Annotated in this window: 22 protein-coding genes; 8 read left to right on the top strand and 14 right to left on the bottom strand. The window is 71.5% G+C overall.

All coding sequences use genetic code 11. The features are described from left to right. Nucleotides 1-15: 15 nt before the first annotated feature. The gene (locus tag ACIG5F_RS37835) at nt 16-1,389 is read right to left on the bottom strand and encodes an NtaA/DmoA family FMN-dependent monooxygenase (protein WP_396524833.1); all 1,374 of its coding nucleotides are present in this window, start codon (nt 1,387-1,389) and stop codon (nt 16-18) included. 133 nt (nt 1,390-1,522) lie between these two features. Then, nucleotides 1,523-2,239 carry a GNAT family N-acetyltransferase gene (locus tag ACIG5F_RS37840; protein WP_396524834.1) on the bottom strand — a complete coding sequence of 239 codons (717 nt, stop codon included), beginning with the start codon at nt 2,237-2,239 and terminating at the stop codon, nt 1,523-1,525. Nucleotides 2,240-2,470: 231 nt separating this feature from the next. Here ACIG5F_RS37840 and ACIG5F_RS37845 point away from each other — a divergent pair, with 231 nt between their 5' ends. Together ACIG5F_RS37845 and ACIG5F_RS37850 are read left to right on the top strand one after the other, a co-directional pair. Further along, complete coding sequence (locus ACIG5F_RS37845; RefSeq protein ID WP_396524835.1) at nt 2,471-3,544, top strand: LLM class flavin-dependent oxidoreductase; 1,074 nt, start codon at nt 2,471-2,473, stop codon at nt 3,542-3,544. A gap of 11 nt (nt 3,545-3,555) precedes the next feature. Then, nucleotides 3,556-4,896, top strand: coding sequence for an NtaA/DmoA family FMN-dependent monooxygenase (locus ACIG5F_RS37850; protein WP_396524836.1), 1,341 nt, complete (start codon nt 3,556-3,558; stop codon nt 4,894-4,896). 81 nt (nt 4,897-4,977) lie between these two features. Here the strand turns inward: ACIG5F_RS37850 and ACIG5F_RS37855 are convergent, their stop codons facing one another. Further along, nucleotides 4,978-5,403, bottom strand: coding sequence for a hypothetical protein (locus ACIG5F_RS37855; RefSeq protein WP_396524837.1), 426 nt, complete (start codon nt 5,401-5,403; stop codon nt 4,978-4,980). 365 nt (nt 5,404-5,768) lie between these two features. Here ACIG5F_RS37855 and ACIG5F_RS37860 point away from each other — a divergent pair, with 365 nt between their 5' ends. After that, the gene (locus tag ACIG5F_RS37860; protein ID WP_396524838.1) at nt 5,769-7,379 is read left to right on the top strand and encodes an amidohydrolase; all 1,611 of its coding nucleotides are present in this window, start codon (nt 5,769-5,771) and stop codon (nt 7,377-7,379) included. An 18-nt stretch (nt 7,380-7,397) separates the two neighbouring features. Here the strand turns inward: ACIG5F_RS37860 and ACIG5F_RS37865 are convergent, their stop codons facing one another. Then, nucleotides 7,398-7,979 (bottom strand): NADPH-dependent FMN reductase, encoded by a 582-nt coding sequence (locus tag ACIG5F_RS37865; RefSeq protein WP_396524839.1) that lies wholly within the window; start codon nt 7,977-7,979, stop codon nt 7,398-7,400. 10 nt (nt 7,980-7,989) lie between these two features. Then, a complete protein-coding gene (locus ACIG5F_RS37870) occupies nt 7,990-9,612 on the bottom strand; it encodes an amidohydrolase (protein WP_396524840.1) in 1,623 nt (540 codons plus the stop codon). A gap of 339 nt (nt 9,613-9,951) precedes the next feature. On the opposite strand from ACIG5F_RS37870, the gene ACIG5F_RS37875 reads away from it, so the two are divergent. Genes ACIG5F_RS37875 through ACIG5F_RS37895 form a run of 5 tightly spaced genes read left to right on the top strand, consistent with a single transcriptional unit; the run spans nt 9,952 to nt 13,880 of the window. After that, nucleotides 9,952-10,296: a DUF805 domain-containing protein gene (locus ACIG5F_RS37875; protein ID WP_396524841.1), complete on the top strand. Its 345-nt coding sequence runs from the start codon at nt 9,952-9,954 to the stop codon at nt 10,294-10,296. Next, complete coding sequence (locus tag ACIG5F_RS37880; RefSeq protein ID WP_396524842.1) at nt 10,293-11,192, top strand: ABC transporter ATP-binding protein; 900 nt, start codon at nt 10,293-10,295, stop codon at nt 11,190-11,192. The genes ACIG5F_RS37875 and ACIG5F_RS37880 overlap by 4 nt, the downstream gene beginning before the upstream one ends. Next, nucleotides 11,189-11,965 (top strand): hypothetical protein, encoded by a 777-nt coding sequence (locus ACIG5F_RS37885; RefSeq protein ID WP_396524843.1) that lies wholly within the window; start codon nt 11,189-11,191, stop codon nt 11,963-11,965. Before ACIG5F_RS37880 ends, ACIG5F_RS37885 begins: the two co-directional genes overlap by 4 nt. A gap of 23 nt (nt 11,966-11,988) precedes the next feature. Next, the gene (locus tag ACIG5F_RS37890) at nt 11,989-13,227 is read left to right on the top strand and encodes a sensor histidine kinase (protein WP_396524844.1); all 1,239 of its coding nucleotides are present in this window, start codon (nt 11,989-11,991) and stop codon (nt 13,225-13,227) included. Next, nucleotides 13,224-13,880: a response regulator gene (locus tag ACIG5F_RS37895; protein ID WP_396524845.1), complete on the top strand. Its 657-nt coding sequence runs from the start codon at nt 13,224-13,226 to the stop codon at nt 13,878-13,880. The genes ACIG5F_RS37890 and ACIG5F_RS37895 overlap by 4 nt, the downstream gene beginning before the upstream one ends. 119 nt (nt 13,881-13,999) lie before the next feature. Here the strand turns inward: ACIG5F_RS37895 and ACIG5F_RS37900 are convergent, their stop codons facing one another. The 9 genes from ACIG5F_RS37900 to ACIG5F_RS37940 are packed head-to-tail and all read right to left on the bottom strand — an operon-like array spanning nt 14,000 to nt 23,363. After that, entirely contained in the window at nt 14,000-14,683 is a 684-nt protein-coding gene (locus tag ACIG5F_RS37900; RefSeq protein ID WP_396524846.1) for a TetR/AcrR family transcriptional regulator, read from the bottom strand. A gap of 18 nt (nt 14,684-14,701) precedes the next feature. Then, nucleotides 14,702-15,853 carry a thiolase C-terminal domain-containing protein gene (locus ACIG5F_RS37905; protein ID WP_396524847.1) on the bottom strand — a complete coding sequence of 384 codons (1,152 nt, stop codon included), beginning with the start codon at nt 15,851-15,853 and terminating at the stop codon, nt 14,702-14,704. Then, entirely contained in the window at nt 15,850-16,263 is a 414-nt protein-coding gene (locus tag ACIG5F_RS37910) for a Zn-ribbon domain-containing OB-fold protein (protein WP_396524848.1), read from the bottom strand. Before ACIG5F_RS37910 ends, ACIG5F_RS37905 begins: the two co-directional genes overlap by 4 nt. Next, nucleotides 16,260-17,099 carry a MaoC/PaaZ C-terminal domain-containing protein gene (locus ACIG5F_RS37915; protein ID WP_396524849.1) on the bottom strand — a complete coding sequence of 280 codons (840 nt, stop codon included), beginning with the start codon at nt 17,097-17,099 and terminating at the stop codon, nt 16,260-16,262. The genes ACIG5F_RS37910 and ACIG5F_RS37915 overlap by 4 nt, the downstream gene beginning before the upstream one ends. A gap of 1 nt (nt 17,100) precedes the next feature. After that, nucleotides 17,101-17,991: an SDR family NAD(P)-dependent oxidoreductase gene (locus tag ACIG5F_RS37920; RefSeq protein WP_396524850.1), complete on the bottom strand. Its 891-nt coding sequence runs from the start codon at nt 17,989-17,991 to the stop codon at nt 17,101-17,103. After that, nucleotides 17,988-19,562 carry an AMP-binding protein gene (locus ACIG5F_RS37925; RefSeq protein WP_396524851.1) on the bottom strand — a complete coding sequence of 525 codons (1,575 nt, stop codon included), beginning with the start codon at nt 19,560-19,562 and terminating at the stop codon, nt 17,988-17,990. Before ACIG5F_RS37925 ends, ACIG5F_RS37920 begins: the two co-directional genes overlap by 4 nt. A gap of 14 nt (nt 19,563-19,576) precedes the next feature. Continuing rightward, nucleotides 19,577-20,989 (bottom strand): aldehyde dehydrogenase family protein, encoded by a 1,413-nt coding sequence (locus tag ACIG5F_RS37930; protein WP_396524852.1) that lies wholly within the window; start codon nt 20,987-20,989, stop codon nt 19,577-19,579. Further along, entirely contained in the window at nt 20,989-22,089 is a 1,101-nt protein-coding gene (locus ACIG5F_RS37935; protein ID WP_396524853.1) for an NAD(P)-dependent alcohol dehydrogenase, read from the bottom strand. Before ACIG5F_RS37935 ends, ACIG5F_RS37930 begins: the two co-directional genes overlap by 1 nt. Nucleotides 22,090-22,118: 29 nt before the next feature. Next, a complete protein-coding gene (locus ACIG5F_RS37940; RefSeq protein ID WP_396524854.1) occupies nt 22,119-23,363 on the bottom strand; it encodes a cytochrome P450 in 1,245 nt (414 codons plus the stop codon). Between the last annotated feature and the right edge of the window lie 136 nt (nt 23,364-23,499).

Raw genomic sequence — 23,499 nt, forward strand, 5'->3', positions numbered from 1 at the left:
GAGGCCCTGGTGTGGTCAGCGCTGCTCGCGGCCGAGCGCGCGGGGGTCCATGGACGCCGGAACCGGGATGGCGTGGGCGGACGTGCCGGGCCGGCGCAGTCCGAGGTGCTCGCGCAGGGTGCGGCCGGTGTACTCGGTGCGGTACCGGCCACGGCGCTGGAGAATCGGCACGACTTCATCGACGAATGCGGCCAGTTCGTAGGGCAGCGTCGAGCCCATGATGGTGAAGCCGTCCACCGCGCCGGCGTCCTGCCAGGCCGTGATGTGGTCGGCGAGTTGTTCGGGTGTTCCGACGAAGTGTGTCTGGCCGGCGCCACTGGTGAGATCCTGGGCCAGCTCTCGCAGTGGGACGCCCGGCCGGGCCCTGGCGGCGGCGTAGAGCCGCTCCGCCCGGCTCGACGGAGCCGCCTGTCCCGTCCACAGCTGAGCCGGCAACGGCGCGTCCGGATCGTAGGCGTCAGGGTCGAGACCGGCGGTGTACAAGGCGTTCTGCCACCGGAATTCAGGGCTGGCCAACTCCTCAAGACGATCGGCTCGGCCCCGGGCCTCGGCCTCGGTGCCGCCGAGGGTGATCATGAGGGCGGGCAGCACGAGCACGTGCTCGGGGTCGCGGCCCGCGGCGGCGGCCTGGGCGTGCAGGTCCGAGCGGAACGCGACCGCCGCGTCCAGCGACGGCGGCCCGGAGAACACCAGTTCGGCATAGCGGGCCGCCAACCCGACGCCGGCCGCCGACTGCCCGGCCTGCACCAGCACCGGATGTCCCTGTGGCGAACGGGGAAAGGGCTGGATCCCGTCGACATCGTAGTGCTGGCCGTGAAAGCGCGGGTCGCGCAGTCGGCCGCGGTCGGCCCAGACGCCGTTCTCGCGGTCTCCGATGACAGCATCGTCATCCCAGCTGTCCCACACTCTCGTGACCGCGTCGACGAACTCGTGCGCGCGGGCGTACCGGTCGGCGTGCTCGGGATGGGCCAGCTCGCCGAACGCCGCCGCGGCCAGCGGAGTGACGGTGGTGACGATGTTCCAGCCGGCCCGGCCGCCACTGAGGTGGTCCAGCGTGGCGAAGCGACGGGCCAGCTCCCAAGGCTTGCTGTACGTGGTCGAGCCGGTGCCGATGAGCCCGATGCGGTCGGTGACGGCGGCCAACGCCGACAGCACCGAGATCGGGTCGAACTGGGTCTGGGGCAGATGTGTCGCGCGGTACTCCGCGATGGCCATGTTGTCGGCCAGGAAGATCGAGTCCAGCAGGCCGCGCTCCGCGGTCCGGGCGATGTCGGTGTAGTAGCGCAGCCCGAGCACGCCCCGGACGTCGTCCTCGACCACCCGCCAGGCCGACTCGTGGTAGCCGTTGGGCCAGATGAACGCGGTGAAGTGCAACGGCCGCTTGCTCACTGGTTCGACTCCTCCGTTGCCGTGCCGGACTTTTCCAGCCTAGGTCGACGTGACCAGCCGGACCCGACGTCTCAGCAAGTGGACCGGCCCCGCAATGCCGTTGTGTCCCGCGGAGATCGCGACTGTCGGGTCGTCAGCCGACCGCGGCGGCCGATTCGGCGGCGGGCACGTGCACCACCAGCATTCTCGACCGGCGGCGCCGTCGAAATCCCAGCGACTCGTACAGTCTGATGGCGTCGACGTTGCCCGCGGCGGCGTGCATGAACGGCGTCTCACCCCGATCCCGGATCCCGGCGGCCACCGCCAGCACCAGCCGGGTGGCCAGTCCCTGGCCGCGGAACGCGGGGTCCGTGCACACCGCGCTGATCTCGGTCCAGCCCGGCGGGTGCAGCCTCTCGCCGGCCATCGCGACCAGCGCGCCGTCACGGCGAATTCCCAGATATGTGCCCAGTTCCACCGTGCGAGGCCCGAACGGCCCGGGTCTGGTGCGCTCGACCAGGTCGAGCATTTCCGGCACGTCCGCGGGCCCCAGCGGCACCGCTTCCCCGTCCGCCCGGGCCACGACGCCGTGGTCGACGAGCTGCACCCCGGCGATCACCTCCTCCACCTGCCAGTGGTCGGGCGGGGTGAGGCCGGAGCCGGCGAGCGGGACCCGCGTGCCCGGCCCGACGAGCTCGGCCAGGTCGAGCCACACGGACTCGTCCGGCTCGCCGGCGATGGCCACGAAGGACGCCACGTCCGGCGGATAGCGCAACACCTGACCGCGCCGCTGGGCGAACCGTGCGTGCGGCCCGGTGAGCGATGCGAACACGGGATTGTCCAGAACGGACAGGGGGTCAGCAGCGGTCACCCACACGACTCTACGACGGACAAGATCCACGTCATCCGGGTTTCACATCGCGGGAACGCCGAACAACCGCCGGCCGACGCCGGTCGGTCAAGCAACGTCGGGGAACGATCGCGTTACACGGCACGGTTTCCCGCATGGTGAGAGGGTCGCGTCGGCGGAATCACGGCCCGGTCGGGGATGTTCTCCCTTGCGGCACGGGAAGAGCTCGTCAGCCGACAGGGAGTGTGCGACTTGACTTCGGAACAACGCCGCCGGCCGCTGCGTCTGGCGCTCGAAGTGGACGGGGACGGCGCGCATCCGGCGGCCTGGCGGTCGTCCGGGCGGCCGCCGGGCGCCGCGCTCACACCGCGAGGTGTCCGTGAGGTGGTCTCGGCCGCGGAGGCCGCCGGCTTCGACCTGGTGACGTTCGCGGACTCCCCGCTTCCGCCGAACACCGGTCTCGACGCCGCCGGCCGGTTGGACGCGGTCGGCCGCGCCGCCTACAACGCCCTGCTCACCGACCGGATCGGGCTCGCGCCGACCAGCCACGCCACGATCACCGAGCCGTTCCACGTGGCCGCGCAGCTGGCCAGCCTCGATCACGCCTCGCACGGCCGGGCGGCCTGGGTGGTGGGCGGCGCAAGCGATCCCCAGTCGCTGGCCACCGTCGGGGCGGCCGAGCTCGACGGGCCGGACGGGGTGCGGCGGGAGCTGGCGCAGGTGATCGAGGCCGTGCGCCGGCTGTGGGACTCGTGGGAGGACGACGCCGTCGTCAAGGACGTGGCGACCGGCCGTTATCTGGATCCGGACAAGGTGCACCACGTGGACTTCGACGGCGCGTCGTTCTCGGTCAAGGGGCCGCTGATCACGCCGCGCCCGCCGCAGGGTCAGGTGGTGCTGCTCGGTGGCGACGAGCTCGACGTCGCCCGGCAACTGGACGTCGTGCTGGTGGCCGGCGACCTGGACACGCTGCGCGATCGGGCCGCGCTGGCCCGCGCGGCCGGGGCTCCGCTGGTGTTCGCCGAAGTGGAGGTGTCGCTGGACGAAGGCGTGCTGGGTGCGCTCGACGAGCACACCCGGTGGGAGCCCGGGGCGCGCCTGCGTCAGATCGGATCGCCGCGGGAGTTGGCGCACCTGTTGTCCCAGTTGGCATCGGTGGTGGACGGGGTGCGCCTGCATCCGGCGGTGCTGGCGGTCGACCTGCCGGTGTTGGCCGAGCAGGTGCTGCCGGCGCTGGCCGACCTGCGCCGGCCGCCACGACCCGGCGACACCCTGCGGTCCACGCTGGGGCTGCCGAGGCCGGCCAACCGCCACGCCACCGTCTGAGGGGGAATTCGATGAGCCAGCAACCGAAACTGCATCTCGGCGTGTTCTACACCGGCGTCGGCCCGCACTACCTGTGGGCCGACGAGTCGAATGCCGACCACACCGCGATCGAGACCTACGTGTCGGTGGCGCGCACCCTGGAGCGCGGCCTGTTCGACGCGTTCTTCCTCGGCGAGGGCCTGCGCGTCCGGGAGAACCGGGGCCGCGTGCACTCCCTGGACGTCGCCGGCCGACCGGACGGCATCACCCAGCTGTCCGCCCTGGCCGCCGTGACCGAGCGGATCGGCCTGGTGGTCACCCAGAACACCACCTACAACGACCCGGCCGACCTGGCCCGCCGTCTGTCCACACTGGACATCCTGTCCGACGGTCGGGCCGGCTGGAACATCGTGACCACCGACAACGCCTGGACCGGGGCCAACTTCCGGCACGGCGGCTGGCTGGCGCACGAGCTCCGCTACGACCGGGCCGGCCAGTTCGTGGAAGCGGCCAAGGCGATCTGGGACTCCTGGGACGACGACGCGATCGCCGACTCCGCCGAGGCCAAGGCCTGGGCCCGACCGGGCTCGATCGCCGTCGTGGAGCGGCACACCGACCTGGTCGACCTCGCCGTCACGCCGACGCTGCCCCGCAGCCGCCAGGGCCGCCCGGTGCTGTTCCAGGCCGGTGACTCTCCCGGCGGCCGCGACCTCGCCGCCCGGCACGCCGACGTCGTGTTCTCGGCCAACACCGAGTACGCCAAGGCATTGGCCTACGCCGAGGACCTGCGCACCCGGCTCGCCGGGCACGGCCGGCCCGCCGACGCCGTGCGCATCATGCCCGGCGCATCCGTGGTGCTGGGCGACACCCCGGCCGAGGCCGCCGACCGGGCCGAATGGGTGCGGACCCAGCAGATCAACCCGCAACGGGCCGTCGCCTTCCTTGAGCAGTACTGGGGCAAGGATCTCTCCGGCTACGACCCGCACGGCCCGCTGCCCGACATCGAGCCCGAGGACGGCGAGCTCGATCCCTCGCGCGGCACCATCTCCATCGAACACCGCACCGGCAAGGCCGAGCGCATCCAGGCCTGGCGAGCGCTGGCCGCCGCCGAGAACCTGTCCATCCACCAACTCGTGCTGCGCGTCCAGCCGCGCGAGCGGGCATTCGTCGGCACACCGTCCCAGGTCGCCGACGAGTGGGCCCGGTACGTGCGGACCCGGGCCGTCGACGGGTTCAACATCAGCCCCCACCTGGTGCCGTCCTCGCTGGACGACATCGTCGACAAGCTGGTGCCCGAACTCCAGGAGCGGGGCGTGTACCGCACCGCCTACGAGGGCGCCACCCTGCGCGAACACCTGGACCTCGTCAACTGACCCGTCCGGGCCTCCCGCCCGCGAGCACGGGAGGCCCGGACCGGTCTGGTCCACCAGCGTGGGAAACGGCCGTTCAGCCGATCAACTGACGTTCGGGCACTCGTCGTCCGCGGGCAGGTTGCCGTACTTGTCACCGACCAGGTACGCGGCGCTGACCCACAGGGGCTTGCTGTCATCCGGGCTGATCCGCACCCATACGTAGTTGATGACGCCGTTCACCGTGACGCTGTCGCCGAGCGTCCAGCAGTAGCCGTTGGCGAGAGTGCCGGGCGTCAGCACGCCGGCGAGCCGGCAGGCGGTGGACGGGCACCGCTCGCGCACTTCGTCGTCGTGCCAGGCCAGCACCTTGACGTACTCGACGGAGTCGTGCGGCGCCGCCTTGCCGGCCGCGGCTCTGGCCGGGACGGTTGCGGCGGCGGCCGGGGTGGCCGCGGTCGCGGTGGCCACCCCGCCCAGCAGCATCACGAACAGCAGGCCGAGGGCGGCGGTGATCCGGGCGATCGTCATGGGAGTCCTTCCTCGTGGTTGTCGATCACCGGGCATGACGACCAGCAAGGCATGGCAGTTGTCTGATGGTCACGGTGGTTGATCCCGGCAACCTGTTGGCGCGCGACGCGTCCGAGCGGCCATGAGCGGGATTATCAGAGCAGTGCTCGCCTTCGCGCCGGTTGCTGCCGCCCTCGGCGCCGTGCCCTCGGTGAACGCCTGCCGTGGAGATCCTCGAACGGACCGGGCGCGCGATGTCGGAGAACCTGTCCAAGTGGGCTGTCCAATGGCGTGGTTTCTGCACGACCAGCCGCAAAATGTGGGACTTCCGCAACTTCGGTCGTAGAACTGGCGCAGCGGAGAACGTCGACTGTGGGGAGAAGACAATGGCTGATCTCGGTGCCGACCTGCTGATCCGGGCCGCGGCGGTGCACACCCTGGTGCCGGGCCAGCCCCCGCAGCGGGCGGTGGCGGTGCGGGGCGACCGCATCATGGCGCTGTCGGCGGACCCGAAGGGCCTCGACGACTTGGTGTCCAAGCGCACGACGGTGCTGGACCAGCCCGGGACGACGGTGTTGCCGACGTTCGACGACACCCACACGCACCTGATCTTCGCCGGCCTGAGCGCGCACGACGTCCCGGTGCACGAGGCCCGCTCGATCCCCGAGATGCTGGAGCTGATCCGGCGGCGGGCCGCCGTCACGCCCGAGGGGGAGTGGATCCGCTCGACGACCAACTGGCTGGAGTTCGACCTGGCGGAGCGGCGCCTGCCGACCGCCGCCGAGCTCGACCGGGCCACCGACCGCCACCCGGTGCTGGTCAAGCGGGGCGGCCACAACGATGTGGTCAACAATTACGCGTTGCGCCTGGCCGGCATCACCGAGGACACGCCGACGCCGTCGGGCGGCACGATCGGCCGCGACGAGCAGGGCCGCCTCAACGGCCGGCTGACGGACAACGCCATGCGGCTGGTCGAGTCGCTCGTCCCCAGCGAGGGCCTGCTCCAGCGCGTCGACGGCCTTCGGCTGGCCAGCGGCCGGTACGCCGCGACGGGAATCGGCGCGGTCCGCGACTGCGCCGTCACCCTCAACGACTACGCCATGCTGACCGCCGCGCACGAGAGCAACGCGCTCAACACGCGGGTGCGGGCCCTGATCGCCGCGTTCGGCCTCACCAACGCCGAGCTCGCGGAGTTGCTCGACGACATGGAGGACCTCCGCTACAGCGCCGATCCGTGGCTGCGGGTCTGGGGCGTGAAGTTCGGCATCGATGGCGGGTTGGAGGCCGGCGCCACCGAGGACCCGTACGCCTGCGACCACGCCTACTCCGGCACGCTGCTCTGGGAGCCCGATGCGCTGGTGGAAGCCGTGACCGCGGTGGTCCGCCGCGGTTGGCGGGTCGGCACGCACGCCTACGGCGACCGGGCGGTCCGCGTGCTCCTTGACGTGTACGAACAGGTGTTGGCCGACAACCCGGGCCTGCCGGCCAACAGCCTGGTCATGGAGCACGGCGGCCTGGCCGGCCCGAAGCAGCAGGCCCGGGCTGTCGAGCTGGGCGTCCCGGTCACCATCCAGCAGCCGCTGTTGCACGACACCGCCGAGGTCGAGCGGGAGTACTGGGGCCCGGAGCGGGTCGCCGCGCTGTTCCCCGCCCGCGGCTGGATCGACCGCGGCGCGCTGGTCTCCGCCGGGTCCGACTTCCCGATCGGCCACTTCGGCGCGATGCGGTCGGTGTGGGGCATGACCACCCGGCAGACCGTCATCGGCGTGCAGGGCCCCGAACACGCCATCACCTACGACGAAGCTGTCGCGCTGCACACCACGCAGGCCGCACGGTTGGTCGGCGAGCAGCACCTGCGCGGCGTCCTCACGCCGGGACGGCTCGCCGATCTGACGGTCTGGGAGCAGGACCCGGCCACGTGTGAGGGCGAGGCCCTCCGCGATCTGACCCCGCTGCGCACCATCGTGGGTGGCCGGCCGGTGCACCAGGCGGGCTAGGGCCAGATCACGCGGGGGTCACCGGGTCGCCGGGTGCGGAGTTCCTCGCTGCGTCACCAGATCGGCCAGGCCGTCGAGGATTCCGAGCAACGCCGCATGGGCCCGCGAGCCCTCCGGGAGCACGCCGCTCTCGTCGAACTGCTCGTGAGCGCGAAACAGCAACAGTTCGGGTTTGTCCAGCACGCGCGCGCTCATCGAATGCAGCACCTGGCGCAGAGCCAGTTGGGCGCGGACCGTGCCCAACTGGCCGCCCGACGCCCCCATGATCGCCACCGGCTTGCGGACCAGCGCGGGGCCGCCGGTGCTGTCCGAACGGGACAGCCAGTCCAGCGCGTTCTTGAGGCCGGCGGGAATGGAGGCGTTGTACTCGGGCGTCGCGATCAGCACCGCGTCGGCCGTCCGCACGCGGTCCCGCAGGTCCGCCACGGGCGCCGGGGCCGGATGCTCCTCGTCCTCGCTGAACAGCGGGATTGCCGGCAGCCGGTCGAAGTAGTCGAACGTGGCGCCCCGGCCGGCGATGGCCTCGGCCTGTCGCAGCAGGTTCGTGTTGAGGGATGTGCGGCGCAGGCTGCCCGAGATCGCCAAAATGCGAGTGGTCATCGTGATTCTCTCAGTTCGTCGGTTCCGGGCTGTGCACGAGACGTCCGCCCAGCACGGTGTGCGTGGGGTTGAGGTCGCGAAGGGCCGCACTCGGGCACGCCGTGGGATCCACCTCCCAGATGGTGAGGTCGGCGAGTCGGCCGGGGGACAGGACGCCGCGCAGGTTCTCCTCGCCGAGCAGGCGCGTGGCATTGGTCGTGTGCAGCGCGACCGCTTCGTCGAAGGCGATGGCGTGCTGGGGTCCCTGCACGCCGATCACGGTCTGCCGGGTGACCATGCCCCACACCGAGCGCATCGCGCCGAACTGGCCCACCGGGAAGTCGGAGCCACCGGTGACCAGTGCGCCCTGGTCGAGCCAGCCCCGGGCGGGGAACAGGTCGGCGACGCGTTCGGGGCCCCAGTACTCCCGCTCCACCTCGGCGGCGTCGTGCAGCAGCGGTTGCTGGATGGTGACGGGCACGCCCAGAGCGGCGGCGCGAGCGCGCTGTTCGGCCCCGGCCAGGCCGCCGTGTTCGATGACGAGGCTGCCGGCCGGCAGCCCGGGAACGTTGGCCTGCACGCGTTCGTAGACGTCGAGCAGGACGCGCACCGCGCGGTCGCCGTAGGCGTGGGTGCCGACCCGCCACCCGCGGCGCACCACCGCCTCCACGGCCTCGACGAGGGCGTCGGGTTCCCACATCAGCGTGCCGGAGAAACTGTGGTCGCAGGCATAGGGTTCCTCGGTGGCGCCGGCCTCCAGCCCGCCGTCCAGCCCGAACTTCATCCCCCACACCTGAAGCCACGGATCGGCGCTGTAGCGGAGGTCCTCCATGGCGTCGAGCATGTCCGCCCGCGCGTCCGTGGTGGTCAGGCCGAACGCGCCGATCAGGGCGCGCACCCTGGTGTTGAGCAAGCCTTTCTCGTGGGTGGCGCGCAGCACGGCGTAGTCGTCGAGGGAGACCGCGCAGTCGCGGACGGCGCCGATTCCCGTCGCGGCGTACTGGGCGCTGGCGATGCTGAGCCCGTCGACGCGCTCGGCCCGATCGGCCGGGGGAACCAGGCGCTCCACCAGCATCTTGGCGCTGTCGATCAACCGGCCGTTGAGCCGGCCGTGCTCGTCGCGGCCGATCACGCCACCGTGCGGGACGGGGGTGTCTTCGGTGACGCCGGCCAGCAGCAGCGCGTAACTGTTGGCGACGGCGTTGTGGCCGCCGCGCCGGACGAGGATCGGGTGGCGGTCGGTGGCCCGGTCGAGCTCGGCGGCGGTGGGCATGCGCCGCTCCGCCAGATTGAGCTCCTGCCAGTTCGTCGTGGTCAGAATCCAGTGGCCCACGGGGGTTGTGGCGGCACGCTGGCGGATCAGCTCCAGGAACTCGGGAATCGAGCGGGCCTCGTGCACCGGGACGTCATGGGCGCCGCGCCCGGCGAACATCAGGTGGGTGTGGGTGTCGTCGAACGAGGGCAGCACAGTGGCTCCCGGCAGGTCCAGGACCGCGGTGCGCGCGGTCACCGCGGTGTCCAGGCCGTCGGGCTCCGCCGACACCGCGACGATGCGGTCGCCCCGCACCGCCACTGCCCGCTGCGGGCCCTGGCCGGGCACCAGGGTGTGCACCGCCGCGGCCCGGATCACCAGATCGGCGCCGTGATCAGCCATAGTCGTTCTCCCACGTCAACGCGATGTTTTTCGGCGGCGACAGCGCCGGGATCACCACCCGGTGGCCGTCGCCGCCCCTGACCGCACCGTTATAGGGGCCGGCGGACGCTGATCAGTCCGCTGTGGAGAAAACACGTCACGGGCATGGTCGACGACGCGGATTCCGCGACACGTGCCCGCCGGTCCGCAGCGGTGGTCGAGGGCGGCGGTGGCCGGTCGGCCAGGCGATGTGGCCGATCGGCAGATCCTCACAGGCAGGCCGGCTCCGTACCTTTCGGCCGGTCCGGATGGCTGGTCCACCCGGAACCCCTGTTCAGCGGACACCCACTGGAGAAGACCGTGATCTCGTACCTGAACGCCCTGCGGCACTACGCCGTGTTCCACGGACGCGCCCGCCGAGCCGAGTTCTGGATGTTCATGCTCGTGCACGTCGTGATCTCCACCGCCCTGGCCGCGTTGGTGAAGACCTCCCTGCCGTACACGATCTACTCCCTGGCGGTCGCGTTGCCGATGCTGGCCCTCGCGGCCCGGCGGCTGCACGACACCGGGCGCTCGGCCTGGTGGCTGCTGATCGGCGTGCTCCCGGTCATCGGGCAGATCGTGCTGATCGTCTTGTTCGCCACCCGCAGCGACGAGGGCGCCAACCGGTTCGGCCCGTCCCCGATGGCGGTGACGGCCCGATGACCGCCGGCGCGGTGCTGCACGTCGTTGACGTCAGCAAGAGCTTTGGCGCGGTGGATGTGCTGGAGAAGGTCAGCGTCGCGGTGGAGCCGGGAGAAGTGGTCGCCATCGTCGGCCACAACGGCGCCGGCAAGACGACCTTGATGCGCATCGCCGTCGGACTGGTCCGGCCGGACAGCGGTGAGGTCCACGTCGGCGGCATTCCGTTGGCCCGCATCGGGAATCTCGGCGGCCTGGTCGGCACGTCGCTGGACGCGTCCGCGCTGCCGGCGACCTGGCGGGTCGGTGTCGCCATGCGGATCGCGGCAGAGCTGGCCGGGGCCGACGAACGCCGGATCGGCGAGGCGTTGGCCCTCGTCGGGCTGGCCGAGGTGGTCCGGCGGCGCATCGGCGCCCTGTCCATGGGCATGCGCCAACGCCTCGCCCTGGCCGTGGCCATGGTGGCGCGGCCGCGCCTGCTCATGCTCGACGAGCCGACCAACGCCCTGGATCCCGCCGTCAGCCACGAGGTGCGCGGCTGGCTCGCCCGTCACGCGGCCCGCGGCAACGCAATCCTGCTGTCCAGCCACAATCTGGCCGAGGTGGAGGAGATCGCCGACCGGGTCGTCATTGTCCACAAGGGACGGGTTGTCCGAGACGAGGTGAAGGCCACGCTGCTGGCCGCCGACTCGACGGTGGTCCGCGTGGACCGGCCCGATGTCCTGCTGGACTGGCTGGTCCGACACGACTACGCGGTCGACAGACTGGCTGGGGCGGCGATCCGGGTCGATGGCCTCACCGCCGACGAGACCGGGGTGATCTGCGCCCAGCTCGGCCTCGTCGTCCGACAGTTGGTCGGCGAGCGACCTCGCCTGACCGACGTCTACCAGACGGTGACCACTTCGGGAGTCCAGTCATGACCGCCGCGACCGACCACCACGTCCGGCAATCCCGTCGCTGGTTGGCCGGCGTGCCGTTCGGCCGGCTGGTCCGGATCCACCTGAGGATCTGGTGGGCGCAGCGTGCCCTGACCGTCGGCGCGGCGGTGACGTGCCTGCTGGGCCTGGTCGGCGCGGTGGTCGCGGTGGCGACGTTGTCGGGATCGGTCTCCGAGGGCACGGCCGGCCAGCGGCTCGACTACTCGGCTCAGTTCTCGGTGCTGGTCTGGCTCGGCCTCGGCGTGTTCGCGGGGAGCGCGCCGTTCCGATCACGATGGGCGGTCCTGGTGCTCACGGTGGCCCCGCGACGGATGTGGTGGCTCGGAGCCTGCTACGCGTCGGCCCTGATCTGGGCGTTGGCCGTCACCGCCGGATTCGCGGCGCTGACCTGGATCGGCGTGGTGATCACGTTGGCCGGCAACGGGTGGCTGGTGGCGGCCGGGTCGGGCCTGGGCGGCTGGCTCGGGCAGGTGCTGCTCGGGGTGTTGGTCAACGTCACCGTGGGATTCTTCCTCGGTGCGGCGATTCGGGCGTCGGCCGTGACCCTGGTCGCTGTCTACGTGGTGATTCCGACGGCGTTGGCCGGGGCCGGCGAGGCCGGGCAGTGGTTCGACTTCACCGCGGCCTGGGGGGCGGTCAGCCACCTCGCGGTGACCCCGAGCAGTGTGGCGCCGGTGGTGTTCGCCTTGCTCCTGTGGATCGTCGGCCCCGCCGCGCTGGCCGCTGCGCGGTTGCGCCGAGCTGTCGCACAGTGACCATGGGGCACAGGGGAGAGAACATGGGCGCGACCCCTCGCGTGAGGGTGGCACGGATCGGATCTGGCAGCCTCGGCGCGATTCGGGCGTGGTTGGGCGCGACGAGTCGGCCCGGGCTGATCAAGGTGCTCGTCCTGCCGGTCCTCATCGGTTGGTCGATGGTCCCCGAATCCCTCGGCTCGCCGTCGCCGCTGCGGCCGGCCGCAGCCACGCTGGTGCTCGCGGCGTTGCTGGCCCGCTTCTCCTGGCCCGCCGTCGGTGTGGTGGTGGCGTCGGCCTGCTTGTGGTTCGCGCCGCCGGCAGCCGTGCTCGCAGTGGCGCTGCTCGCCTACGGCACGGCGCGGCGGACCTCGTCGCCGTACTGGGCGAGCGCGGCGTTGTCGGCCTCCTGGATCCTGGCCGTGCTGGGCGGGTACCACCGCCTGCCGGGCGCCGCCGACGGCGACGTCCTCGTGTTCGCCGCATTGGGCGCGACGGCGGCTGTGGTGCCCGCGGCGGCCGTGGGGGCCTTGGTCGGCGCTCGGGCCCGCCGGCTCATGGATCTCAAGGAACGCAACGAGATTCTGCGACGGGCCAACCGGCTCGCCGAGAGCCAGGCCCGGATGGCCGAGCGTGCCCGGATCGCGAGCGAGATGCACGACCTGATCGGCCACCGGCTCAGCCTCATCAGCCTGCACGCCGGCGCCCTGGAGCTGCACGCCAGAAACACCGCCCCGCAGCTGAGCGAGCAGGCGGTGTTGGTGCGTACTACTGCCAAGCAGGCATTGGACGAACTTCGCGGGGTCTTGGACGTGCTCAAGGAAGATGTGGTCACCGATGACGCGAGCCCGGGGCAGGACGGGCGCGACGCCGGCATCGGGACCCGCGCCGACGTGACCGGGTTGGTGCGGGCCTCACAGCAGGCGGGAACGCCGGTGGAACTGGAATGGGACGGTGACGACCTGGCCGACGTCGACCAGCAGATCCGCCGCACGGTTCACCGGCTGGTCCGCGAATCCCTGACCAATGTGCACAAGCACGCGCCGGGGATGCCGGCTCGCGTGCGGGTGCGGCGACGCGACGCGGAGCTCACCGTCGAGACCAGCAACCGGCTCGCGCCGCCGTCCGCCACGCCGGCGCCCGGCACCCGGCTCGGGCTGGTCGGCCTGCTCGAACGGGTCCGCCTGGCCGGCGGCACGCTGACCACCGGCCCGGACGGGGATCGTTTCGTCGTGCGGGCGGTCCTCCCGGTCACCGTCGCCCCGGTTGGTGTGTCCGCGTGATCAGGGTCCTGCTCGCCGACGACGAGGCCCTGATCAGGACCGGCATTCGGTTGGTGCTGGCCGCCGCCGGCGATGTCGAGGTCGTGGCCGAGTGCGCGGACGGGGCCGAGGCGGTGAAGCTCGCGCGCCGCCACCAGCCCGACGTCGCGCTCGTCGACATCCGCATGCCCAAACTGGACGGGATCGCCACGGCGCGGGAGATCCAGCCGCCGGCCATCCGCACCCACGTCGTCATGCTGTCCACGTTCGGTGAGGACGCCAACGTCGCCCGCGCGCTGCGGGCCGGGGCCGTCGGGTTCCTGCTCAAGGACACCCCGCCGGACGAGCTGATCCAGGCGGTCCGGATCGCGGCCCGTGGTGAGTCGATCCTCTCGCCGGCGATCACGCAACGGCTCATCAGCCAGTTCATCGCGCCCGAGGACGACCGTGTGGTGGCGGCCAGACGCCGGTTGGCGGTGCTCACCGACAAGGAGCTCGATGTGCTCGTCCAGGTCGGCAACGGGCTGTCCAACGGTGAGATCGCCAGGAGCCTGCACATGAGCGAGGGCACCGCGAAGGCCCACATCAGCCGCATTCTGGCCAAGCTGCAGTGCGTCAACCGGGTGCAGGCGGCGATCCTCGCCCACGACTCCGGAGTCCTCACCGCCGGGTGAAGGGCCGTCCCCTCGGTCCGGTTCGGCGCGTCGCTGTGGTGGCTCTGCTTGAGCGTGGCCAGCTGATCCGGTGGGACGGTCAGGTGCTGGTTGATCACCGGCCGGGATCCGCCGATCGGCTAGGAACCGGCGTTCCTTGTGGCCTTCCGGCGTTTGCCGGCGACGACCGGGGCGAGCACGAGTCCGCAGCCGGTGTCCTCCAGGAAGTCGGCGACCGCGTCCCAGGAGCGGAAGCGGCTGCGGCTGCCGAGGCGTTCGTGCTCGGCGCACACCGACGGCAGCAGAACCCGCAGGGCCGTCACCCGCGCTTGCAGCACATCCGAGGTGATCCCGAGATCGTTGCCGCGCAGGGCCGCGCGGAGTCCGCCGCGCAGCGCCTCGTCGGCGGAGGTCGCCGACTCACGCAGACCGATGTCGAGCCAGCTCGGGTCGGTCAGCGTCTGCAGCGCGAACCGCGCCGCATAGGTGGGCGGTTGCAGCGTCGCGAGGTACGCGGGCAGCTGGCGGACCAGCGCGGCGACAAATCCTCGAGGGTCCGAGCTGCCGGCCAGCTCCTCGGCGGCGGACCGACGCAGGCGATCCATTCCGTCGATGTGCCGGCGCATGAGCGCCAGCACGAGGTTCTCCTTGGTGCCGAAGTGGTAGCCGACGGCGAAGTGGTTGGCCGCGCCGGCCGCTTCGGCGATCCGGCGGTTGGACACCGCGCCGATGCCGCCCTCGGCGAAGAGTCGCTCGGCCGCGGCGAGGATGGCGTCCGGAGTGGTCGACGCACCACCGTGGGCCGTGCTCTTCTTCCCTGCCATGTCCGTGAAACTAGCAGCTCACGGCCGGGTGTTGGACAGCACCAGGCTGGACGCGCCGGCGAAGAACAGGCCCACACCCTGCACAAAGCCGAGCGTCACGCCAGGGACCTGGACAGCCGCTTCGCCGCGCAGTTGCCGCACCGACTCGAGGATGGCGAACATGCCGTACTTGCCGGTGTGCGTGTAGGACAGCCCGCCGCCGTTGGTGTTCATCGGCAACGAGCCGCCGGGGCGGGTGTGACCGTCGGCGATGAAGCCAGCTGACTCACCGCGTCCGACGAAGCCGAGGTCCTCCAACCCGTACAGCGGCAGGTGCGCGAAGGCGTCGTAGACCATCAGGTGGTCGATGTCCTCCGGGCGGACGCCAGCGGTGGCGAAGGCGTCCGCGGAGGACAGCCGGAAGCCGAGGAAGCTGCCCAGGTCGTCCATCTGGGACACCATCGTCGACCCGGCCGACTCACCGGAGCCGAGCAGGTAGACGGGCGGGCGGGGCGACTGCGCCGCGCGGTGGCGGCTGGTGAGGACCAGGGCGCCGCCGCCGTCGGTGACGACGCAGCACATCTGCTTGGTGAAGGGGAAAGACACCACGTCGTCGTCGAGCACGTCGTCCACGGTCACCCGGTTCCGCCGCCAGGCGCGCTGGTTGTCCACGGCCCATTCCCGTTGCGCGACGACAACCTCGGCCAGCGCCCGGCGGTCGAGCCCGCGGTCGTGCAGGAACCTCAGCGCGGGCACGGTGAAGGCGGTGTGCGGCAGGACGGCTCCGTAGGGCCACTCGAACTGGCCCTGCGGCGACGTGCGCGTGGCGGAATGCCCGGCGGACCCGATCCTCGACCGGCCGGACTCCCCGTGCGTGACGAGCACGACCTCGGCGGCGCCGGCGGCGATCGCGGCGGCGGCGTGACGCACGTGCGACAGGAAACTGCCGCCGCCGACATTGGTCCCGTCGAGCCACCGAGGGGTGATCCCGAGGTGGTGAGCGACCTCGATGGACAGTGGTTCGGCGGCGGCCAGCCCATCCACGTCCCGAGGCGTGAGGCCGGCGTCGGCGAGCGCGTTGCGGGCGGCCTCGGCATGCAGCGCCAGCATCGAGTGGCCGGGCAGTGCGCCGATCCGGTCGGTTTCGGCCGCGCCGACGATCGCGATGTCCCCGCCGTGCATGCTGGTCATGTCGGGACTCCGGGTCGGTCGCCGGTCGGCGCGAACACCGGCAGGGTCATGTCGTCTCGCTGGTGGAAGCGGACCCGCAGGGGCATGTCGAGCACGAGCAGGTCGGGATCCGGGTCGATGTCGACGATGTTGGTCATCAGTCTGGGGCCCTCGTCCAGCTCGACCACTGCGATGACCGGTGACACGGGTTCGAATCCGCGCAACGGTTTCCGGGCGATCACGTAGGAGAGCAGGCGCGCGTTGCCGGTGACCTCGACCCAGGCGACGTCGGGGGAGAAGCAGTGACGGCAGAACGGCCGCGGGTAGAAGTAGTGCCGGCCACAGGCGTTGCAGTGTTGGATCTCCAGCCTGCCCTCGGCGGCGGCGGCCCAGTACGGCGCGGTGTCCGGTGTCGGCGCGGGGGTGCTCATCGTGCTCTCCTGGAGAACGTGCCGTGGTCGAGCACGGCGGTGGCGCCGACACGGGTCTGGAACACCGCGTCGTCGTCGCCGGTGACCCATATGAGCACGTTGAGCGTCTGCCCGGGCAGGACGGGCGCGGCAAACCGAGCCGACATGGAGCCGAACTCGTCCGGGTCCGAGCCGCAGAGGGTGTGCAGCAGGGCGCGGCCGGTGAACCCGTAGGTGCACAGGCCGTGCAGGATCGGGCGGTCGAACCCGGCCCTCGCCGCGTGGCCGGGATCGCTGTGCAGCGGATTGCGGTCACCGCTGAGCCGATACAGCAACGCCTGGTCCGGGCTCGTGTGGTAGCTGACGATGTGATCGGGCGCCCGGTCCGGCGGCTGCCAGGGAACCGATTCGCCGCGCGGCCCGCCGAACCCGCCCGCGCCGCGGAGGAACAGCCCGGTTCGCAGCTCGGCGAGCAGCGCGTCGGTCGACCCGTCCCGCAGCGCGGACTTCAGCCAGACCACGGCGTCCCGGCCCTTGTCGTTGACGCCTTCGAGCTCGGCGGTGGCTCGCGCCGTGCCGGCCGGCGGGATCGCCGAGTGCAGCGAGATGGACTGCTCGCCGTGCAGCAGCCTGGCGTGGTCGAAGTCGCCGATCAGATCGGCCAGGCTGCCATTGCGATGTCCGTTGAGCACCAACGGGAACGTCGGCAGCGTCAGCTGCGTCGGGCTTTCGGTAGTGAAGGCCAGCTCCGCCGTGCCGGCGCCGACGCCGAGCGCGTAGAGGATCGCGTCGGTCGAGGTCCAGCTCGACTCGCCGGCGTCCCAGGCCCGGCCGACGTTGTCGGTGTGCAGCACCATGTCACCGCCTCGCCGTGAACACCGAGTGGGGCAGGCCGTCGGCGAGTGGGCGGAACCTCGCCTCGATCGCCGCCGCCAGGTCACTGGTCTGCCATGGCACGTCGGCGTCGACCTCGCTGATCTCGTGCGGGTTGGCGTAGAGGCCGACCCGATGGCCGGCTGCGGACAGGACCCGGCCGGTGAGCCAGCCGGACCTGGTCCCGGCCAGGTACGCGGCCAGCGGCGCGATGTTGTCGGCGGCCAGTTCTGCCGGCAGTGCCCCCGGCGCCACGGTCGCGACCAGGCGGGTCGCGGCGGTGGGGGCGATGGCGTTGGCGGTGACCCCGTACTTGGCCAGCGCCTGGGCGAGTGAGTAGGTCAGCCCGACGACGCCCATCTTGGCGGCCGCGTAGTTCGGTTGCCCGGGGGAGCCCTGCAGACCCGACGAGGACGTGAAGTTGATGATCCGGTAGTGCCCCTGAGGATCGCGCCGTTGTCGGAAGTAGGCGGAGGCGGGCCGGATGGTGCTGTAGTGGCCCCGCAGGTGCACCCGGATCACCTGATCCCAGTCCTGCTCGGTGAGGTTGAAGATCATCCGATCGCGGAGGATGCCGGCGACGTTGACGACGATGTCGAGCCGGCCGAAGGTGTCGACCGCCATGTCGACCAGCCGCTGGCCGGTCGCGGTGTCGGCGACGTCGCCGCAGTCGGCGAGGGCCCGCCCGCCTGCCGTCGCGATCTCCGCGGCGACCTGCGCGGCCGGGCCGGCGTCATCGCCCGTTCCGTCGGGAGTGGCGCCGAGATCGTTGATCACGACGGCCGCGCCTTCGGCGGCGAACCGCCGCGCGATCGCGGCGCCGATGCCGCGGCCGCCGCCGGTGACCACGGCCACCCGTCCTTCGAGTGTCGTCATGACTCCTCCGTTGGTCCTGTGCCGCAGCGTCGGCCGAGGACGCCGGCGAACCGGGCGCGCAGCGTTCGCCGGAGCAGCTTTCCGCTCTCCGAGCGGGGCAGGTCGGCCATGAACTCGTAGCGGCGCGGACATTTGAGTGCCGCGAGCCCGGCCCGGCAGAACGCGTCGAGCTCCTCGGCCAGGTCGGGCCCGGCGACGACGGCGGGCCCGGGACGCACCACGGCGAGAACGCGGTGGCCCCACTCGGGATCCGGCACGCCGATGACGGCCACGTCCGCGACCGCGGGATGGGTCAGCAGGTGCTGCTCGATCTCGGCCGGGTAGATGTTCACGCCACCGGAGATGATCAGGTCGTCCCGGCGGTCCAGCACGTACAGATAGCCGTCGGCGTCCAGCCGGCCGATGTCGCCCACGGTCGCGAACCCGTCGGAGCGGATCGCGGCCGCCGTCTTCGCCGGATCGTTGTGGTACTCGAACGGCGCCGCCGCGGCCGGGAAGTAGATCCGGCCGGGCTCGCCCGGCGGAGTCGGGTCGCCCTGGTCGTCAAGGATCTTGACCAGCGCGGGCTTGCCGACGGAGCCCGGGTGTTCGAGCCACTCCACCGGGCCGATGTGGCAGACCACGCCCTCGGTGGATCCGAGGTACTCCCACACGACCGGGCCGAGCCACTCGATCGCCCGCTGCTTGTCCCGCACCGGACAGGGCGCGCCGGCCAGCATGACCACCCGCAGGCTGGAGGTGTCCCACTGCTCCCGCACCTCGTCGGGCAGGGCCAACAGCCGGTGCAGGTGAGTGGGCACCAGGTGCGTGGTCGTGACGCCGTGCCACTCGATGTCCTCCAGCGTCCGAACGGCGTCGAACCGCGGGTGGATCACGACGGTGTGGCCGAGGTGCAGGCTGCACAGGGCGAGGTTGCCCGGCGCCGCGTGGTAGAGCGGCGCGCAGACGAGATGGACACCTCGGCCGGCGGTGATCCCGAACTTGCCGTAGTGCCGCGCCATCTGGGCGATGACCACTTCGGGCGGCAGTTGCGGCAGCGGGCGGCGCACCCCCTTCGGGCGTCCGGTTGTGCCCGAGGTGTACCCCATGATCGAGCCGGCCTCGCGGTCGTGCGGCGGGTGGGCGGGCTGGTCGTCGCGCAGCGCGGAGTAGGGCCGCCAGCCGGGAACCGGCGCGCCCACCGCGTAGCGGGCGGCCGGGAGATCCGCCGACTCGAGGCCGCCGGCCAGACCGTCGGTGGCGACCACGACACCGGCCCCCGAGTCCCGCACGATGTGGCTGATCTCGCTCGGCGCCAGGTGGCTGTTCACCGGCACCACGTACAGTCCGATCTGGAACGCGGCCAGCACGACCTCGACATGCTCGGCCGAGTTGTGCTGGATGCTGGCGATCACGTCGCCTCGACGCAGCCCCAGCCCCCGCAGGCCGTTGGCGACCTGGTTGGCCGCGGCGACCAGGTCGCCGAAGCTCACCCGGCGGCCGGACGGGCTGACGATCGCGACGCGGGTGGGGTCGGTCCGTGCGATCGCGTACGCGCCGTGAACGGCGATCGGGGTGTCTGCTGTGGACATTTGTGCTCCCGCGCTCAGGGACGGACCGGACCGGTGATCACCTGCGTCTCGGTGTAGGCGTGCAACCCCCAACGGCCGTTCTCCACGCCGATCCCGCTCCACTTGTGACCGCCGAAGGGCAGGTCGGGCCAGACCCCGAAGCCGTGGACGTTGAGTGAGACCTGTCCGGCGTCGAGGTCCGCCGCGATCCGGGCGGCCTCGGCCACATCGGCCGACCAGACGGACGCCGTGAGCCCGAACCGGCTGTTGTTGGCCCGGGCCACGGCGTCCTCGACGTCGTCGTAGCGGATGACCGGCAGCGCCGGCCCGAACTGCTCGTCGTCGACGATCGCGACGCCGTCCGAGACGTCCGTGAGGATGGTCGGCCGGTAGAAGTAGCCGGGCCGGTCGATCGCCCGGCCGCCGGCCGCCACCCGCGCGCCCCGGACGATCGCGTCGTCCACCAGAGAGGTCACGCGGTCGAGTTGGGGCCGATTGTTGATCGGGCCCAACACGGCGCCCTCGACCGTTCCGTCGTCCACCTTGACCGACCGCGCGATGGCCGCGAGGGCGTCGACGAGCTCGTCGCAGATGCTCGCGTGGGCGTAGACCCGCTTGACCGCCAGACAGACCTGGCCGTTGTTCATGAAGGCGCTGGCGAACAGGCGTTGGGCGATCGTGCCGATCTCCACGTCCGGCAGGACTATCGCGGGGTCGTTGCCGCCGAGTTCGAGCGTGACGCGCTTGAGGTCGGGGGCCGCCGCGGCCGCCACCCGTTTGCCCGTCTCGGTCGAACCGGTGAAGCTGATCTTGCGGACGAGCCGGTGCCCGGTCAGCAGCGAGCCGAGCGGGTCGGGGCCGGCGATGACGTTGAGGACACCGGGCGGCAGGACCGGCCGCAGCACTTCGCCCAGCGCCAGTGTCGCCAGCGGCGTGAACGGCGACGGCTTCACCACGACGGTGTTGCCGGCGCGCAGCGCCGGCGCGATCTTCCACATCGCCAGTGTCAGCGGGAAGTTCCACGGGGTGATGGCGGCGACGACGCCGAGCGGCCGGCGATGCACCTCGGCGTAGCCGGTGGCGTCGTCGCGGACGACCTCGACCGGCAGCTCCAGATCCGCGTGGTAGCGCAGCCACAGCGCCGACCGCTGCACCTCCGTCGCCGCATCGGTGAGCGGCTTGCCCTGTTCGGCCGTGAGCAGGGCAGCCAACTCCGGGCCGGCGGCGTCGACGGCGTCGGCAGCGGCATGCATGGCCTTCCGCCGAGCGCCCTCGTCCCGTTTCCACGAAGCGAACGCCTGGTGCGCCGCCGACACGGCCGCCTCGACGTCGTCGGGGGCCGCGGCCGGGGCGGTCGCGAACACGCTGCCGGTCGCCGGATTGACGACGTCGAACCGGCGGGCCGTCCCGGCGCGAGCGCCGCCGATCGTCATGGTGTGCTCGGACATCAGGCGTTTCCCATCAGCAGGACCGGTTTGACCACAACACCGCCGCGCGTGTCGGATTCCGCGACATTGAGTTGATCGAGCTGGTAGTGCCGGACGAGCCGGTCGAACGGGAACAGACCACGTCGCCAGAACCTGATCAGCTCGGGGATGAACAGCCGTGGGATCGCGCTGCCCTCGTAGACGTAGGTGACCGACCGGCCGCCGAGCTCCGACGGAAGCACGGTCAGTGAGTCCCGTCCGGCGCCGAGAAGCGCACACTTTCCTCGCCGGGCAAGCACTGTGATCGCCGTGGACATCACGGCGCCCACACCCGTGGTGTCGATGCTGAAATCGAAACCCGGGCCGTCGGCGACCACCGCTTCGGCCAGATCGTCGGTCGTGGCGTGCACCGTTCGAACGGCGCCCAGTTCGATCGCCGTGGCCAACCTCGCCGGGTTGAGGTCGACCGCGACGATCTCGTCGGCCCCGGCGAGCTTGGCTGCCATCACCGCGGACAACCCGACAGCTCCGGCGCCGAACACGACGACGGAGCTGCCCGGCCGGACGCGAAGTTCGTTGAGCACGGCCCCGGCGCCGGTCTGCACGCCACAGCCGAGGGGCCCGAGCAGATCAAGCGGAGCATCGGGATCAACCCGCACGACGTTGCGTTCGGTGGCGATCGCGTACTCGCTGAACGAGGACTGCGCGAACCACCTGCTGGTGATCGGCCGCCCGGCGGAGTCGTGCGCCGAGCCCGTGCCGTCAAGCCGCCGGCCGCTGAGGTTGCGCGCACGGAATGTCGCGCAGTAGGCGGGACCACCGCGCAGACAGGCAGCACACGTTCCGCACGAGTCGAAGGTGAGCACCACATGGTCGCCGGGGGCTACCGCCGTCACCCCGTCGCCCACGCGATCGACCACGCCCGCGCCTTCGTGGCCGAGGATGGCCGGGTGGAATTCCGGGCCGAAGAACGGACTCCGGGCGATCAGGTCGGTGTGGCACAGTCCGGCGGCGACGACCCGGACCAGCACCTCACCGGGCCGGGGATCCTCGATCACCACGTCCTCGACCACGTACGGCGCCTCGGGGCCGCGCAGCACGGCCGCTCGGGAATGAGTCATCGACGCCTCCAGTGGCGGTGTTGAGGTCGTCAGCCGACGCGGGCGGGCAGCGTGGCGATGCCGTTGACGAAACTCCCGGCGAGCCGGACCGGAGTGCCGAACTCGATGCCGGGCAGGCGGGTCAGCAGTTGCTTGAACAGGGCTCTCAACTGGGTCCTGGCGACCCCGGCGCCCAGACAGTAGTGCGGGCCGCCGCCACCGAAGGAGACGTGACGTGACCGCGGGCGGCGCAGGTCGAACTTCTCCGGGTCGGTGAACACCGCGCCGTCCCGGTTGCCGGAGCAGTAGAAGAGGACGACCTTGTCGCCGGCGGCGATGGGCGCGCCATGGAGTTCGGTGTCCGCGGTGGCCGTGCGGGCGAAGGTCATGACCGGCGTGGCGTGGCGGACGAACTCCTCGATGGCCGGCATGACCCGGCCGTCGAAGTCGGCCAGCAGCCAGTCGCGTTGGTCGGGGTGCTGGTCCAGCGCCAACGCCGTCAGCGTCGTGGTCTGCTTCGTCGTGTCGGTGCCCGCGACGCTGATCAGCGTCATGAACTGGCCGATCTCGCGGTCGGTCAGCCGTGCCCCGTCGATCTCGGCCTGGACGAGCCCGGTGAGCAGGTCGTCGGACGGCTTCCTACGCCGGTGCTCGGCCATGCTGGCCCCCATCGCCAGCAAGTACTGGTACTCGGACATCTTCGCCGCCAGGACACTCTCGGGCGGCAGCCCCTCGGCCTTGCCGCCGCCGATGAGCGTGTGCGCCGCTTCGGCGACCCGTGCGCGCTCCGACGGTGGAACGCCGACGATGTCGGAGAACGTGGTGAGCGGCAGGCGGCTCGCGCAGTCCGCGACGAACTCGATGTCCCCGGCGCCGACCAGCGAATCGACGATCTGCGCCGCGTCGGCCTCGATGCGCTCGGCGATCCGGCCGACCGCCTTCGGCGTGAACGCCGCGTTGACCAGCGCCCGGTAGCGACCGTGCTCGGGTGGATCCATGGACAGGAAGAACGAGGAGTGGGCCGAGTGCCGCCGCGGCAGCGGTTCGGCGGCGATCCCGTGTCGTGACGAGAAGAGTTCGGGCTCCCGGCTGACCGCTGAGATGTCCGCCGCCCTGGTGACGGCCCAGAATCCGCGTTCGTCGTGTGGATAGCTCACCTCCATCGGCGGATGCCAGCTCACCGCCGCCCGCGCCCGCAGCCGTGCGAACGACTCGTCCCGATGGTGGAAGTCCTTGGCCCAGAAGGCGCGGCTGGAGATGTCCACCCCGGTGGCATGACTTTCTGCAAGGTGCATCCGAGCACTTCCGTTGCGTGCGGGGGACCCGTCGTCGGACGGGGTCCTTCTGGGATGGAGGGTGGCATCATGGCACCCGTTAAGTCAAGTGGCTTAGACCAGAATTGACGACACTCGACTCATCGCCGGCGGCGCG

It is taken from the genome of Kutzneria sp. NPDC052558 (genome assembly GCF_044547355.1).
In the GTDB taxonomy this organism is placed as follows: Bacteria; Actinomycetota; Actinomycetes; order Mycobacteriales; family Pseudonocardiaceae; genus Kutzneria.

Coding starts and splice junctions, on each gene's coding strand:
- ACIG5F_RS37850 (WP_396524836.1), top strand. CDS start 3,556: ATGAGCCAGCAACCGAAACTGCATCTCGGCGTGTTCTACACCGGCGTC.
- ACIG5F_RS37855 (WP_396524837.1), bottom strand. CDS start 5,403: ATGACGATCGCCCGGATCACCGCCGCCCTCGGCCTGCTGTTCGTGATG.
- ACIG5F_RS37860 (WP_396524838.1), top strand. CDS start 5,769: ATGGCTGATCTCGGTGCCGACCTGCTGATCCGGGCCGCGGCGGTGCAC.
- ACIG5F_RS37865 (WP_396524839.1), bottom strand. CDS start 7,979: ATGACCACTCGCATTTTGGCGATCTCGGGCAGCCTGCGCCGCACATCC.
- ACIG5F_RS37870 (WP_396524840.1), bottom strand. CDS start 9,612: ATGGCTGATCACGGCGCCGATCTGGTGATCCGGGCCGCGGCGGTGCAC.
- ACIG5F_RS37880 (WP_396524842.1), top strand. CDS start 10,293: ATGACCGCCGGCGCGGTGCTGCACGTCGTTGACGTCAGCAAGAGCTTT.
- ACIG5F_RS37885 (WP_396524843.1), top strand. CDS start 11,189: ATGACCGCCGCGACCGACCACCACGTCCGGCAATCCCGTCGCTGGTTG.
- ACIG5F_RS37890 (WP_396524844.1), top strand. CDS start 11,989: ATGGGCGCGACCCCTCGCGTGAGGGTGGCACGGATCGGATCTGGCAGC.
- ACIG5F_RS37900 (WP_396524846.1), bottom strand. CDS start 14,683: ATGGCAGGGAAGAAGAGCACGGCCCACGGTGGTGCGTCGACCACTCCG.
- ACIG5F_RS37905 (WP_396524847.1), bottom strand. CDS start 15,853: ATGACCAGCATGCACGGCGGGGACATCGCGATCGTCGGCGCGGCCGAA.
- ACIG5F_RS37910 (WP_396524848.1), bottom strand. CDS start 16,263: ATGAGCACCCCCGCGCCGACACCGGACACCGCGCCGTACTGGGCCGCC.
- ACIG5F_RS37915 (WP_396524849.1), bottom strand. CDS start 17,099: ATGGTGCTGCACACCGACAACGTCGGCCGGGCCTGGGACGCCGGCGAG.
- ACIG5F_RS37920 (WP_396524850.1), bottom strand. CDS start 17,991: ATGACGACACTCGAAGGACGGGTGGCCGTGGTCACCGGCGGCGGCCGC.
- ACIG5F_RS37925 (WP_396524851.1), bottom strand. CDS start 19,562: ATGTCCACAGCAGACACCCCGATCGCCGTTCACGGCGCGTACGCGATC.
- ACIG5F_RS37930 (WP_396524852.1), bottom strand. CDS start 20,989: ATGTCCGAGCACACCATGACGATCGGCGGCGCTCGCGCCGGGACGGCC.
- ACIG5F_RS37935 (WP_396524853.1), bottom strand. CDS start 22,089: ATGACTCATTCCCGAGCGGCCGTGCTGCGCGGCCCCGAGGCGCCGTAC.
- ACIG5F_RS37940 (WP_396524854.1), bottom strand. CDS start 23,363: ATGCACCTTGCAGAAAGTCATGCCACCGGGGTGGACATCTCCAGCCGC.